This is a genomic window from Acinetobacter sp. MYb191, from assembly GCF_037572605.1.
GTDB lineage: Bacteria > Pseudomonadota > Gammaproteobacteria > Pseudomonadales > Moraxellaceae > Acinetobacter > Acinetobacter johnsonii.
In genome coordinates this window covers 94,032-109,489 of record NZ_JBBGZP010000007.1, presented here as the reverse complement: position 1 = coordinate 109,489, position 15,458 = coordinate 94,032, and the positions used below count along the sequence as shown (strand labels likewise).

Genomic DNA, 15,458 nt, shown 5'->3' with positions numbered 1-15,458 from the left:
GCTTACATTCCCATTGGTGGACTGTTACGACGGCGGTTGCTGCTATTGGCAGAAGCCGCAGAGTTCTCTGAACTGTCTGCAATCACTACTTGATCGCCTTCTTTTAAGCCTGCAAGCACTTGTGCATTGACGCGGTTATTGATCCCCACCAGAATTTGTTTTGGTTGAGCTGAGCCGTCCGCTTGTAAGACACGAACCACGCTCAGCGTAGCTTTGCCTTCTTTAACCAATTGTTGTTGTGCTGCATTTAAATTCAGACGTTCAAGACGTGGACCTTGAGGTCGGTCTGAGTCCGATTTGGTTTGTGTAGATGAAGCAGCTTGCATATTTGAACTGCTGTTACGCTTTGCATTTGCAGGACGAGTGGAAATCGCAGAAGAAGGGACTAATAACGCATTTTTTGCAGAATCGAGCACGATGTAGACTTGTGCGGTCATATCAATACGTAGCTTGCCATCATGGTTGGGTACATCAAACAGCGCATTGTAGTAAATTGCAGTGCTGGTTGATGTGCTGGTGGTACTTTCATCGGTAATCGAGTCTGGTGCAGGTTCAACTTGACGTAGGCTAGCATAACGCTTGCTGTCATCACCTAAAGTGGTGAAATACACCTGTTGGCCTTTTTCAACTTTCATGATGTCCGCTTCACTGACCTGCGCTTTAATGGTCATGTTTTGTAATTTTGCAATTTTAACAATGGTCGGGGCACTTTGATTGGCGTTTACAGTTTGACCTTCCTCAGTCACGATCGCCACCACGGTACCATCAGTAGGTGCCACAATGCGGGTATAACCGATATTGGTTTGTGCGGTCGACTTAGTCACCTTTGCAGATTCAATCTGTGCATCAATCGCTTTAATCTGTGCTTGCGCTGTTTTATAGCTGGCCTCAGCCGATTCTAATTCTGCTTTTGATGTAGCATCTTGTGCATACATTTGCTGTTGACGTTTATATGCCAGTTGCGCTTCATTAAGATTCGCTTCTTGTTGTAGACGCTGCGCTTGCAAATTTTTAATGTTAGCTTCTGCTGTTTTGAAGCTGTTTTCTTGGGTGGTTGAATCAATTTGCGCAATCAATTGACCTTGTTTAACTTCATCGCCCAGTTGCACATACATTTTCTGTACTTGACCTGAGACCTGTGCGCCGACACTCACCAGTTTGGTTGCATCTAAAGTACCTGTCGCCAATACCGTATTTTCAAGATCACCACGAGTGACCGATTCGCTAATATATTGTGGTTGTTCTTGTTTTGGTTTGAAATATGTCCACGCGACATAAGCAAGTACGGCAACACACAGTACCGCGATAACCATTTTGACAGCTTTTATTTTTTGCATTGGAATCAGGGAGTAAACAGAATTGCAGATAGTATAAAAGCGAAATACGGATAAATCGTGAATTTTTTGAACAAATAGAAATGATTATTATTTTTAAAAGACTCGTTGCGGTAATTTAAGCGGGAAAGAGTGACTTTCCACACAGCGTTGCAATGGCTTGCATCACGACATGTTCAGCATTTTCATGCCCCAAACCTTTAATCGAAGCATCAATGCGAAGCAGGAGACTGGGCCACGTTAAAAAGCACTGTGGGTTGAGTCGACGTAAGGCGTGTTGATAGACGCTGACTTTATTCTTCCAAATCCCCAGTTGCAGTGCATTTTGCGGTTGCTCAAACAGTTGCATGAGTAAACGCATTTCTTTGCTGATGCTCCACAAAATCAGACTGAGGGGTTCACCTGAGGCAATCAGGTATTGGTAAATTTTAATCGATTGCGCCAGATTGCCTTCGAGTAGAGCATCACTCAAATCGAAAGTACTATAGCGGGACTGATCTTGTAAGCAGGCATGTAAATGATCAATTTGAATCAGCTCAACCTCAGCAAAGGTATCGCTAACACGCATTAAGCTATTTTTAGCTGCAAGTAAGTTGTGTTCATGGTGTTGTTCTAACCACTGCCATGCATCCTGACTCAGTTTAACTCCAAGCTTATCTGCTTCAATGCTTAAAATCTGCTGACGGTCACGCGGATAATTTGCGGTCAGGGCAACATGCACTCCATTGGCTTCAACCGTTTGGAAAAAGCCCGTTTTTAGGCTGGCGCTGTCCTGTTTTGGCATCACCACCAAAAGCAAGTTCTGTTCATTGCTTTGGATATAGCTTTTTAGCAACTTTAAAGCGTTGGCATCGGGCTTAATATTGCCATGAACTTCAATGGCAAGCTGGCTTGAAAATAAGGACAAGCTATTGAGCGCATTAAAGACATTTTTCCAGTCATTGACATTGCTGATGTCATGCCGTTGTCGTTCAATCTCTTGCTTTTGCCAACTTGCTCGAAATGCATCCAGTAAGTTTTGTTCAAGTAATGGTTCTTGACCTTGCATAATCCACGCGCCTCGAGCTTCGTCGACACGTTTTAGGGCTTGCAGATAGTCAAGTTTCATTGTTAATAAACCTTACTGCTGTGCAGGTGGTAGACGGTTCGATGAAATTTGACGCACAATTTGTTGTGCGACATCATCCACAATGACTTGATTCAAATAGTTTTTCTCTTGGTCATCGGTATTGACGGTTTCAACGTTGTATTGATAACTACGTGATGCAACTACGGTGCGTGGTTCAGTGATTGGACGGCCTTGTGCGTCTTCAATACGGAAGGTTACATTGAGGCGTAGTAATACTTCAATCAGTTTACCGTTCAGCTCTAAACGCTGCGGTTTATAATCTAGCACGCGAAGCACATAGGCATCTGAACCATTGCTCAGCTGTACACCCGACGCACCCAAATAAATTGCCAATTTTTCATGCAATTCATCGGTGTTCTTCGGAAGCACCAAATTCATTTTTGAATAAGCAATCGGTGTTGCGCTTGGATTGGTGCCTTTTAAATGAAAGCCACACCCGACCAAGCCAGCACTTAGGCCACAAGTTAAAACAATAGCTGCCAAACGTTTGCCTAAATGCATGTGTTGTCCTCTGTTTGCTCTTTTTGATAAAAGAAAAATAATATGTCGTGATTGTATGTGCAAAGCCCGTTGACTGGCAACGGGCTTTGTTTGGGAATTGTTTATTCCTTTTCATTTCTCCCTTTATAAAAGGGAGGCTTAAAGGCCTTAAACCACCAAATTCACTAATTTATTTGGCACCACAATTTCTTTCTTGGTTTGACCCGTCAAGAATTGTTGAACTTCTGGCAATGCTTTAGCCAGTGCAAGCAATTCATCTTTCGATGTATCGACAGACACTTCTAATTTGCCACGCAGTTTGCCATTCACTTGAACCACAATCGTTTGCGTATTGCGTGTGAGGGCAGATGCGTCCACAGTTGGGAACAACACGCTGGTTAAGTCCAGTCCAAATTCAGCCAATAAAGTTTGGCTTAAATGTGGTGCAAATGGCGCAAGTAAAGTTAAAAGCGTTGTAATCGATTCGCGAGCAACCGCAACATCATTATCATTTTTCGCTTCAAACTTGTTGTTCGCATTTAACAGTTCCATCATCGCTGCAATGGCCGTGTTAAAGGCATGGCGGCGTTCGATGTCATCACCCACTTTTTGGATGGTTTCATGCGTTTTACGACGTAAGTCTTGTGCTTCTGTAGACAGTTGAGCAGTATCAATTGCAGAGGCTGCATTGCCTTTTTCAAGGAAGCTTGCAACCAAACGCCATACACGTTTCAAGAAACGGTTTGCGCCTTCCACACCTGCATCAGACCATTCAAGAGATTGATCTGGTGGCGCTGCAAACATCATAAACACACGTGCAGTATCTGCACCGTACTGATCAATAATGGCTTGTGGGTCGATACCGTTATTTTTCGATTTCGACATTTTCTCTTGGCCGCCAACAATTACGTCCTGACCATCACCTTGGTATTTCGCAGACAGAATACGACCTTTTTCATCACGTTCGAGGTCGATATCCGCAGGGTTAAACCAAGTTTTTTTGCCTGATTCAGCTTCACGGTAATAAGTGTCTGCCAAAACCATACCTTGAGTTAACAGGTTGGTAAATGGTTCATTGCCTTGCACTACACCTTCATCACGCATTAACTTGTGGAAGAAGCGTGCATAAAGTAAGTGCAGAATCGCGTGTTCAACACCACCGATGTATTGGTTTACAGGAAGCCATGTTTGAGCAGCTTCAGGCTTAACTAAACCATCAGTAAAATCAGGAGATGCATAACGTGCATAGTACCAAGATGACTCTACAAAGGTATCTAAAGTATCGGTTTCACGACGTGCTTCGCCACCACAGCTTGGGCAAGTGGTTTGATAGAACTCAGGCATCTTGTTCAATGGGTTACCCGAGCCATCAGGTACGACATCAGTTGGTAAGACCACTGGAAGTTGCTCTTCAGGGACAGGAACCTGACCACATTTTTCACAGTTGATCATTGGAATTGGGCAACCCCAATAACGCTGACGCGATACACCCCAGTCACGTAAACGGAACTGAACTTTCGTACTTGCAAGAGTTGTTGGTTCTAATTTCGCAAGGAACGCATCATAAGCAGCTTGGAAGTCTAAGCCATCAAACTCTGCTGAATTGACCAATTTACCGTCTTTAGAGCCGTACCATTCTTGCCATTGTGCAGCATCAAAGTCTGCATCGTCTGCACCTTGAGCATCAATCACTTGTTTGATGGTTAAGCCATATTTATTGGCAAATTCAAAATCACGTTCGTCGTGTGCAGGTACAGCCATCACTGCGCCAGAACCATAAGACATCAACACGTAGTTGGCAATCCAAACAGGAATTTCTTCACCAGTGACAGGATGCTTCAGAGACAGACCTGTTGCCATCCCTTTCTTTTCAGCAGTGGCAAGGTCAGCTTCTGCTACTGAACCCATACGGCATTCTTCAATAAATGCTTTAAGTTCAGCATTATTTTCTGCAGCTTTAAGTGCCATTGGATGCTCAGCAGCAACAGCAACATAAGTCACTCCCATTAAGGTGTCAGCACGTGTCGTAAATACCGTTAAACCTTCTGCATACACGTCAGGATTCGCTGAAGGGAAGGTGATATCCATTCCTTGTGAGCGACCAATCCAGTTACGTTGCATGGTCAAGACTTGTTGTGGCCAACCGTCTTTTAAGGTATCTAAATCGTCTAATAATTCTTGTGCATAGTCGGTAATGCGGAAGTAATACATTGGAATATCACGTTTTTCAACCAATGCACCTGAACGCCAGCCACGACCATTTTCAACTTGTTCATTAGCAAGTACAGTCTGATCCACAGGATCCCAGTTTACTGTTGAAAGTTTACGGTAAATAAGGCCTTTTTTATAAAGTTGCACGAACAACCACTGTTCCCAGCGGTAGTATTCAGGGGTACAAGTCGCAAATTCACGATCCCAATCGACTGATAGACCTAATTTTTTTAATTGGTCACGCATGTATGCGATGTTTTCAAAGGTCCATTTTGCAGGTGCAACTTGGTGTGCAATTGCAGCATTTTCAGCAGGTAAACCAAAAGCATCCCAACCCATAGGTTGCAAGACAGTTTCCCCTTTGAGACGGTGGAAACGGCTGATCACATCGCCAATCGTGTAGTTACGCACATGACCCATATGCAGTTTGCCACTTGGATAAGGGAACATCGAGAGGATATAACGACGTGGACCTTCTACAGAGTCGGCAACTTTAAAGGCTTTACGAGCTTCCCAGTCGTGTTGGACGGTAGGTTCAATAGCGCTCGCTTGATATTAAGGGTCAATGTGAGTAGTCATATACGTATGTAGAACAATGGTTAAAAAGTTTGTTGCACAGCATAGCGCAAAATGCACATAAAAGTGAATTTTGCGCTATGTTTTGTGCAGGAAATTAAAGAAGCAGAAAATAAATCTGGAACCGTACGGAATGATTAAACCGCAGGGCGGACTTGTTGTCCTTGTTGAAGTGCTTCATTCGCTTCACGTCGTTGATTTTCTAAATCAACTGCTGGTGCTGCTGGGGCAGCGCTTGGTACAGCATTGGAGGGAGCTGGTACGGTATTTGGCATATTGGCAGGTGGAGGTGCTTCCGATGACGCAGCTTGTGGCGAATTTTTCCAACCATAGGTATCGACTTTGCCTTTTTTCTTTGCTGTTTTGGGTGGAGGTGTCGTGGTGTAATGTGTCGAGCCTTGATTATCGACCCACTTATAATACGTCTTGGCAAAGCTTTGTGTACTTCCCATTGCAAGCCCCATCCCCACCAAACATGCTGCCATTTTTGCAAACTGAATACTCATCTACCATTGTCCTTTTTATATCCGTAATCATTGGATTTTATCGGGTTTATCGTTGTCGTTATTTTATGCCAATTTTAGAGCAATAAGCATTGTTTGATGCATTTTTTCATCTGTGTTTTTGAAATATTTTGCAGGTCAAATCCTCAGTTTAATGCGTGAAATATGCGTTATGGCACAGTATGAAAATAAGAAGGTTATGCTAAAACCTGATGAACAAATGCTGATCTACACTTAAAAATGAAAAAACCTGAGATAGATGTTGGATTTAAATTTTAGTGAATATCTTATTAAACTTATTTATGGGTTTTATTATGTTTTTTTATTAATAAATTCAGTGAAATAGAAATCTATTTGTTTTTGCACTAAAAAACTAAGAAAAAGCGACTCAGTTTTCTTTGTTCGCGATGAATAAAAAACAAACGCTCTGTAAATAAACAAAAAAAAGCTAATTTTTAAACTTGACTTTAGTCACGAAACTCCTAAAAATGCTGTCTTTAGTTTTATATGCCTTTACTCGATCACCCTTCGATAAAGTGTCATTTCATGCAATGGACACGCTTTCTAGCCGAGACCGTGAACAAAGTAAAAAAATGTGTTTATCCCAACACGTTTTAGATCTCATATTGCTCAAACAGCATACAGATCAGAATTTTTTCCTATTGCTATGAAAACTAAGAAATATGTGTGCTATAACAGTGCAGACAATCAATGAATGAAACACTGCTGGTGCCTTCCACCATTGCAGTGATAAAGATTAGGGTGAATCACGTTGGAACTTTTATCTGGTGGTGAAATGCTCGTTCGCGCATTGGCGGACGAAGGCGTTGAACATGTATTTGGATACCCAGGCGGCGCAGTTTTACATATCTACGACGCGTTCTTTCAACAAGACAAAATCAATCATTACCTCGTGCGCCATGAACAAGCTGCTGGCCATATGGCAGATGCTTACTCACGTGTAACAGGTAAGACGGGTGTGGTCCTCGTGACTTCAGGTCCGGGTGCAACCAATACTGTGACTCCAATTGCAACGGCTTATATGGACTCAATCCCAATGGTGATTTTGTCAGGTCAGGTTGCGTCACATTTAATTGGTGAAGATGCATTCCAAGAAACAGATATGGTCGGTATTTCTCGTCCGATCGTAAAACATAGTTTCCAAGTGCGCCATGCCAGCGAAATTCCTTCGATTATTAAGAAGGCATTTTATATTGCTGCTTCAGGCCGTCCGGGTCCAGTTGTGGTCGATATTCCAAAAGATGCAACCAATCCTGCTGAGAAATTTGCTTACGAATACCCAGAAAAAGTGAAGATGCGTTCGTATCAACCGCCGCATCGTGGTCACTCAGGTCAAATTCGTAAAGCGATTGAAGAGCTGATTCACGCTAAACGTCCTGTGATTTATTCAGGCGGTGGCGTGGTTCAAGGGAATGCTTCTGCACACCTAACTGAACTGGCGCACATTTTGGGCTTCCCAGTAACCAATACCTTGATGGGGCTTGGTGCATTTCCAGGCAATGATCCGCAGTTTATTGGCATGTTGGGTATGCATGGTACCTATGAAGCGAATATGACCATGCACAATGCTGATGTGATTTTGTGTATCGGTGCGCGTTTCGATGACCGTGTAACCAATAATCCAGCAAAATTCTGTCCAAATGCCAAAGTGATTCATATTGATATCGACCCTGCGACGATTTCAAAAACCATCATGGCGCATATCCCGATCGTGGGTGCGGTAGAACCTGTCCTTCAAGAAATGTTGACACAGTTGAAACAAATGAATGTGTCTAAACCAAATCCTGAAGACATGGCTGCTTGGTGGGCGCAAATTAATGAATGGCGTAAAGTTCACGGCATGCGTTATGAGTCAGGTGCAAATGGGGTAATGAAACCACAACAAGTGGTGGAAGCGTTGGATAAAATCACCAATGGTGATGCGATCATTACTTCTGACGTAGGTCAGCATCAAATGTTTGGTGCGAACTATTATAAGTATAAACGTCCACGCCAATGGATTAACTCAGGTGGCCTCGGCACCATGGGTGTAGGTTTACCCTATGCGATGGCGGCGAAATTGGCTTTCCCTGATCAACAAGTGGTGTGTATCACGGGTGAAGCATCGATTCAGATGTGCATCCAAGAGCTTTCGACGTGTAAGCAATATGGTCTAAACGTAAAAATCCTCTGCTTGAATAACCAAGCTCTAGGGATGGTGAAGCAGTGGCAAGATATGAACTATGAAGGACGTCACTCAAGTTCTTATATCGATTCATTGCCTGACTTCCCTAAATTAATGGAAGCATATGGTCATGTTGGCATCCAAATTGACCATGCGGATGAGCTAGAGTCGAAGCTTGCTGAAGCAATGGCGATCAACGATAAATGCGTATTTATTAATGTGATGGTTGACCGTACAGAGCATGTTTATCCAATGCTTATTGCAGGTCAGTCAATGCAAGATATGTGGTTAGGTAAAGGGGAGCGCACGTCATGAGACACATTATCTCTGTACTTGTAGAAAACGAAGCTGGTGCGCTTTCTCGTTTGGTGGGTTTATTTTCTCAACGTGGTTATAACATTGAGACTTTAAATGTTGCACCAACCGAAGATCCGACCTTATCTCGTTTGACGTTAACGACTTATGGCGATGACCATAAAATTGAACAAATCACCAAACAGCTCAACAAATTGGTTGAAGTGGTGAAAGTGGTTGATCTGTCTGAAGGTGCGCATATTGAGCGTGAGTTGATGTTGATTAAAGTCAAATCACTTGGCTCGGCACGTGCTGAAATCAAACGAACTGCGGACATTTTCCGTGCGCAAATTGTTGATGTCACTCCAACGACCTATACCATTCAAATCGCAGGTACGACTGAAAAAATTGATGGTTTTATTGATGCATTAGCAGAGAACACCATTCTTGAAGTTGTACGCTCTGGTGTTTCAGGCATCGCGCGCGGCGAAAAAGTTTTAACCATTTAATTATTTAACACGATTCAACCTCCTTTTGAGAAAAAGGAGGATTTCATCAAACAATAAACCCCTTGATGGAATTACAGAATACCAAGCATTTTAGCGGAGACAGCAATGCAAATTTTTTACGATAAAGACTGCGACTTATCTATCATCCAATCTAAGAAAGTAGCGATCATTGGTTACGGTTCACAAGGTCACGCGCACGCGCTTAACCTTAAAGATTCTGGTGTAGACGTAACTGTAGGTCTACGCGCTGGTTCTACTTCTTGGAAAAAAGCTGAAAATTCAGGTCTTAAAGTTGCTGAAGTTCCTGCTGCAGTTGCTCAAGCTGACGTTGTCATGATCTTGACTCCAGATGAGTTCCAATCACAACTTTATCGTGATGTGATTGAACCAAACATCAAAGAAGGTGCAACATTAGCATTTGCTCATGGTTTCTCTGTTCTTTATAACCAAGTTGTTCCACGTGCAGACCTTGACGTAATCATGGTTGCACCAAAAGCACCAGGTCATACTGTACGTTCTGAATACCAACGTGGTTCAGGTGTTCCTGACTTAATCGCGATTCATCAAGATGCGTCTGGTAATGCACGTAACCTAGCACTTTCTTATGCTTCAGGTGTAGGTGGTGGTCGTACAGGTATTATCGAGACTTCATTCCGTGAAGAAACTGAAACTGACTTATTTGGTGAGCAAGCAGTTCTTTGTGGTGGTGCGGTAGAACTTGTGAAAATGGGCTTCGAAACTTTGGTAGAAGCAGGTTATGCACCTGAAATGGCTTACTTCGAATGCTTACACGAACTTAAGTTAATCGTTGACTTGATGTTTGAAGGCGGTATCGCGGACATGAACTATTCAGTGTCTAACAACGCTGAATATGGCGAATATGTAACTGGCGTTGAAGTAATCAATGAACAGTCTCGTGAAGCGATGCGCAATGCACTTAAACGTATCCAATCTGGTGAATACGCGAAGATGTTCATTAACGAAGGTGCGTTGAACTACCCATCAATGACTGCTCGTCGTCGTCAAAACGCAGCGCATGGCATTGAAGTAACAGGTGGTAAGTTGCGTGCGATGATGCCTTGGATTCAAGCAAATAAGATCGTAGATAAAGAGAAGAACTAAGGTTACGTTACGTGCCTTTAAAAATGGGAAAGCAATGCTTTCCCATTTTTTTCGTACCTTGGATTCAAGCAAACAAAATTGTAGATAAAAAAGAACTAAGTTTCTAATCTAGCTGATTTTAAGTACTAAAACCCTGCCTCGGCAGGGTTTTTTTATTGATCTACTATCATTTTTTATGTAGGGCAAAGTTATTAATTAAAAAGATGTGAGTATAAATAGGGCCATGATATGGCTATCGGTACACAGCTATAAGTTGATCTTACCCGTGTTCAAGATGGTTAGATGGAGTCAACGAGAATTCCATTTCAGTGCTAGATACATGGGTAGCATATATTTTCAAAAAACTATTGGATTAATAACATATCCATGGGCTTTATTGCAATAAATGCAACTCTCAAAAAGTGTACTTATGCTTACGTTTGAGTTTTTAGTGTGAGATTTAGATTTCTAAAATAGTAGGTCATGTAAATTTAAGGCTTGATTATGTGATTTTAGTCATGTTATTCAATCCCTAAAACTGGGTAAATAGCATGTGAATAAACTTTGGATTTTAGCAAGATGATCGACCTGAATTGAAAAATTGATGGAAATGTAAAGTTAAAAAAAGATGAAAAATGAATTTTTTAGCGATTTAAGAAATTATTCAACTGAAGATGTAATGAAATGTAAAAGTGAATTTCTAATATAAAACAGAGATCTATTTAAAATATAAAAAAGCACTAAAATTGTGCATCACTGAAAGTGGTGTAACTGTTTTTAGGGATTCATAAAATTAATTAATAACTAAAATAGAAATAAAAACAAAATCTTAATTTCACTTTACTGGGGTTTTAACGTTGGTTCTTTATTTGAGTGAAAAAGGCTACATAGGTGGTTTTTTATACAGAATAACTAGAATAAAAACACACTTAAGAAAAGCTTGGTAGCCAAGCAAGGTCCAGTTTTGATTAAGGGTGATCATAACAATTAATCAGGTTTAAAAGAAAAATCTCGGAGAGTAGCTATGAATAAAATACTTCAAGCATCACTAGTTGCAACACTATTAGGTGCAGGTTCTACAGCCCTTTATGCAGAGGATGATACAGCATCACGCCCTAGTTATAACTGGGGGAACTGTACTTCTCTAGGTTGTGAAAAAGATATTCCTATTAAATTAGAAATCCCTAAAAAATGTGAAGTGCTTGGCGGTAGTGCCATTACGCTGAATAAAAATGGTGGAACACAAAGTTCAAATTACACTGTACGTAGTAATACGCACTATACACTTAACATTCAAACAGCGAACACAGGTACAAGTGCAAGTACTTATGTTAAACATGAGGACGATGGCAGTGTTCGTGTACCAACAACAATTGTTACAAATAAAACAGGTGGCGGTGTAATTCCATTCGGTAATTCAAATCATAATGGTCTAGCTGACGATCAATATTCTGTTTCGGTAACTAATGCAGCAGTTGGTGCATTCCAACGTGCGGGTACATATACTGATACTTATCGTATCAAAGTCTATTACTAATTTTTTACTAAACCTAACTTGATCACAGCATCAGGTTAGGTTTTTTATATAAATTATAATAAGGCGGTGTAACATGAAAAAAATAATAGCGATTTTGGTGTCTTCGATGTTTTATATGTCGGTATCAAATGCTGGTGTTTCAGTTGATCCAGTCCAAATGTATATTCAAAATCCAACAAAACAAAGAACCACAACACTTACCTTAGAATCTAAAGATGAAACTGAGAAGAGAATTTTTGAAGTAAAAGCATTTAAGTGGACGCAAAAAGAAAATGGCGAAAACGTACTGGAGCCTGATAACTCCTTAATTATTAATCCTAAAAACTTTATTTTGCAGCCGAATGGTAAACAGACTATTCGTGTGGGCTTTAACCGTCCCATTGAGTCTATTTTAAGTGGACAGCAAGAAGGGACATGGCGTGTGATGGTTGATGAGATTCCGCAGGCAGTGAAAGAGTCATCTGTGAATTTTCTTGTAAGTTTTAACTTGCCACTCTTTGTTGGAAAGCAAGAAGATGTTAAACTCAAATTTAATGTAGAAAATAATAAACTCGTTGTTAAAAATAACGCGAATTCCCATATTCAAATTGCAAATTTGAAGATTGTCGATGCTAATAAAAAAGAAGTTTTTAAAACGGAGACTATGAGTTATTTGCTTGCAAATAAAAGCACGTCCTATGATTTAAACAATACACGAATATCAAATCCTAAAAATTATTATGTTCAATTGTTTACTGATAAGAACGATAAAATGGTGGAACTCAAATTCTCGGATTAGTCTGAGGTGGGGAGTTTACGATGAATACGAAAATAAGAATACTTATCGTTATTCATATTTTTTTTGCACTAAATGTGAATGCCAGTGAAGCTGTGCTGGAAGAAAATATTGCAAATTTATGGATTAATGATTTAGATCATCATACGGATGTTGCCTTATTAAAAGAAGGCGATCAATACTATATTGAATGTAATATACTGGCAGAACGTCAAATTACAACAAGCCAATTAAAAACGCTCTCCTCTCGGCCAGAGTTTTGTTCAGTGTCATCAGGAGTAATTCAGTCAGCGTTTGATGACACATCACAATCCATTAAATTGACTATTCCTACAGACTCTTTTGAATCTGATTTTAATAACTTAAATGGAAGTGTTATTCCAGAAAAAGCCAGTTTTGGTGGTTTCATAAATTATGATTTTCTTTATGCAACTAGTAATTCTAATAACTCATATAGTGGACTTATGGAGCTAGGGGTTTTCAAAGATTATTGGATCATGAAAAACTCTATGTTGTATCAGAATACCCCCACTGATGAGCGGGTGGTTCGCCTAAGTAGTAGTGTCGATTTTGAATTTCCTAAACATATGACCCGCTTAACGATAGGGGATACTACAACTACATATAACCCTTTGATTAATTCTTTACGTTTTGCAGGTTTAAATTGGGGGACGAATTACACTGAAAGACCAAATTTTGTGTACTGGAATATGCCAAGTTTACAAGGGAGTGCACGCGTTCCTTCTACTGTTGATTTATATATAAATGGCGTAAATATTTATAATCAAAAGGTGAGCCCTGGTGATTATAACTTACTGATGGGGGCACAAATCCAACAAGCAGGTAATGCGCAAATTGTAGTTGAGGATGTACTCGGGAATCGAAGTGTACAAAGCTTTCCTATTATGGTGACCAATAGACTATTACGATCTGGTTTGAATGAATATAGTGTTGCAGCAGGTAAACTTCGTTACAACTATAATTTGGATAGCAGTGATTATAGGGACTTCTTTGTGAATACTTATTTTCGCAGAGGTATGTCAAACTCAACTACGTTAGGAAGCAATTTATCTTACAGTAAAGATATACAAAATATAGGGTTCATGTGGACACAAGCGATTAGTAATATTTTTGTTCTCGATAGTGTTGTTCTTGCTTCTCATGATGATGAAAACCAATTTAATTATTCCTATGGGTTATCCGCAAGTAAAGACTTTGGTCGATTTTCAATGGGGGCGAGTTCAAAATATACAGAAAAAGATTTTAAATTTTTAGGAGATGAGTTAGGTGCCAATTCTAACTATCCGAAATTTGAAAATCTTGCATATTTTGGTATGAGTAATGTGCCCTATTTACATAATCTAAATATTAACTATGCAGAACAAAAATACTATGAAAATCCTGAGTTTCCTAATAGTAACCAAAAGGTAATAAATGTTGGGTTTAATCGGAATTTTGGTCGTCGAATTTCATTTGGTTTAAGCTATTTCAACTCTTTTGGTGACAGGAAAGACTCAGGCGGCATTCTTTCACTTAGCTACAGTTTTGATAATAAGTCCGTTTACTTTAGTCAATCAGCTGACCAAAATACAAACCTCCAGTTAGTGAAATATGACTCCAATCAAGTCGGTTTCGATTATTCTCTTGGAGTAAACCGTCGTAGTGAAGACACGATGTTTAACTTTAATGGTGTTGTTAAAACAGATGTAGGAGATTTAGATTTCTATCATGTGCAAGGTCGTGAAGATCGTGAATCACAGTTAAATTATCGAGGAGCAGTTGTTTGGTTGGGTAATAAAATCAGTTTTACTAAAATGGTTGATAATGCATTTACTCTAGTCAAAGTAGGGGATTACCAAGATATTGATATTTTAAGATCGCTGACCTATGTTGATAAAACCAATAAAAAGGGGTATGCCTTTATTCATGATGTTATTCCTTATGTTAAATACGACATTGCATTTGATCAAAATCAACTACCTATCGAAGATAAAATACAGTATTCAAGCAAACAATTAACAGCTTTAAATCAACGCGGCTATATAATCAATTTCCCAGTATTCCATGCGAAACAAGTCACTGTTAAGCCAGTAGATAGTAACAATCGGTCTTTTGCTGCTGGTTCAGAGCTTTATATTGATAATAATGGTGAAGGAGAGGTTTATCCGATTTCTACCGATGGTAGCGTAACGCTTTATGGTTTGATTCCGGGAACATATAAGATACAAATTAAAACTAAAGAAGCACGCAGTTGTTCGGCAGAACTTACAATTACAGATACTAAGAATGATGACAACTCATCAGTACTGGATCTTCAGTGTAAATAAATGGAGTAGAGCCATGAAACTGAACATTATTATACTGCTGTTTTGTGTGGCGGCTACCCCAATAGCTTATGCAAAACAGTGTCAAATTGAGCGTTTAACTTCAAGCCAGTTGAATCTAAGTTCATCGTATCTTAGTCAAGCTGCAACTTCTTTCTCAGTGGCTTGTGATAGTAATTACGCGATTAAATTCAATTCGCGTAATTTAACTAATGCAACAGGGAGTAGTTATTTAGTCAATGAGAAGAACTATAAATTGAGAACTCAAATGAATATTTCAGGAGCAAGTGCATCACGTTGGAATAGCCCTATTGCTCAACCAGCAACTGAGCAAAATAAGTTTGTAGTCTTGGTGCAATTGATGGAACGCCCAACTGCCTTAACCCCAGCAGGTGTGTATAAGGATAGCTTGTATATTAATTTGATGTTTTAAATTTTAGGCATTTAAACTATTAATATGTAAAAAGATACCTACTAATCATAGGTGTCTTTTTATTTTA

At 40.0% G+C, this 15,458-nt stretch carries 11 protein-coding genes and 1 pseudogene; 7 read left to right on the top strand and 5 right to left on the bottom strand.

What is annotated here, in order from left to right; translation table 11 throughout:
- Positions 1 to 2: 2 nt before the first annotated feature.
- The 5 genes and pseudogenes from WH214_RS03060 to WH214_RS03040 form a co-directional block, all read right to left on the bottom strand.
- Positions 3 to 1,337 (bottom strand): MacA family efflux pump subunit, encoded by a 1,335-nt coding sequence (locus WH214_RS03060; protein ID WP_339422157.1) that lies wholly within the window; start codon positions 1,335 to 1,337, stop codon positions 3 to 5.
- Positions 1,338 to 1,452: 115 nt separating this feature from the next.
- Positions 1,453 to 2,442: a DNA polymerase III subunit delta gene (holA, locus tag WH214_RS03055; RefSeq protein ID WP_005401715.1), complete on the bottom strand. Its 990-nt coding sequence runs from the start codon at positions 2,440 to 2,442 to the stop codon at positions 1,453 to 1,455.
- A 12-nt stretch (positions 2,443 to 2,454) separates the two neighbouring features.
- A complete protein-coding gene (locus tag WH214_RS03050) occupies positions 2,455 to 2,964 on the bottom strand; it encodes an LPS-assembly lipoprotein LptE (protein ID WP_005401714.1) in 510 nt (169 codons plus the stop codon).
- A gap of 147 nt (positions 2,965 to 3,111) precedes the next feature.
- Positions 3,112 to 5,733: pseudogene (gene leuS, locus WH214_RS03045) on the bottom strand (leucine--tRNA ligase).
- A 134-nt stretch (positions 5,734 to 5,867) separates the two neighbouring features.
- Complete coding sequence (locus WH214_RS03040) at positions 5,868 to 6,215, bottom strand: DUF4124 domain-containing protein (protein ID WP_445206346.1); 348 nt, start codon at positions 6,213 to 6,215, stop codon at positions 5,868 to 5,870.
- A 790-nt stretch (positions 6,216 to 7,005) separates the two neighbouring features.
- On the opposite strand from WH214_RS03040, the gene WH214_RS03035 reads away from it, so the two are divergent.
- The 7 genes from WH214_RS03035 (at position 7,006) to WH214_RS03005 (ending at position 15,391) form a co-directional block, all read left to right on the top strand.
- Positions 7,006 to 8,733 (top strand): acetolactate synthase 3 large subunit, encoded by a 1,728-nt coding sequence (locus tag WH214_RS03035; protein WP_339422160.1) that lies wholly within the window; start codon positions 7,006 to 7,008, stop codon positions 8,731 to 8,733.
- Positions 8,730 to 9,221 (top strand): acetolactate synthase small subunit, encoded by a 492-nt coding sequence (ilvN, locus tag WH214_RS03030; RefSeq protein WP_004697653.1) that lies wholly within the window; start codon positions 8,730 to 8,732, stop codon positions 9,219 to 9,221. The genes WH214_RS03035 and ilvN overlap by 4 nt, the downstream gene beginning before the upstream one ends.
- Before the next feature lie 105 nt (positions 9,222 to 9,326).
- A complete protein-coding gene (gene ilvC / locus WH214_RS03025; protein WP_004983494.1) occupies positions 9,327 to 10,343 on the top strand; it encodes a ketol-acid reductoisomerase in 1,017 nt (338 codons plus the stop codon).
- Positions 10,344 to 11,346: 1,003 nt separating this feature from the next.
- On the top strand, positions 11,347 to 11,859 hold the full coding sequence (locus WH214_RS03020) for a hypothetical protein (protein WP_004983496.1): 513 nt from the start codon (positions 11,347 to 11,349) through the stop codon (positions 11,857 to 11,859).
- Positions 11,860 to 11,932: 73 nt separating this feature from the next.
- Positions 11,933 to 12,637: a fimbrial biogenesis chaperone gene (locus WH214_RS03015; RefSeq protein ID WP_126035290.1), complete on the top strand. Its 705-nt coding sequence runs from the start codon at positions 11,933 to 11,935 to the stop codon at positions 12,635 to 12,637.
- A gap of 20 nt (positions 12,638 to 12,657) precedes the next feature.
- Positions 12,658 to 14,961 (top strand): fimbria/pilus outer membrane usher protein, encoded by a 2,304-nt coding sequence (locus WH214_RS03010; protein ID WP_114837677.1) that lies wholly within the window; start codon positions 12,658 to 12,660, stop codon positions 14,959 to 14,961.
- A gap of 13 nt (positions 14,962 to 14,974) precedes the next feature.
- Positions 14,975 to 15,391 carry a hypothetical protein gene (locus WH214_RS03005; RefSeq protein ID WP_004983505.1) on the top strand — a complete coding sequence of 139 codons (417 nt, stop codon included), beginning with the start codon at positions 14,975 to 14,977 and terminating at the stop codon, positions 15,389 to 15,391.
- Positions 15,392 to 15,458: the final 67 nt, after the last annotated feature.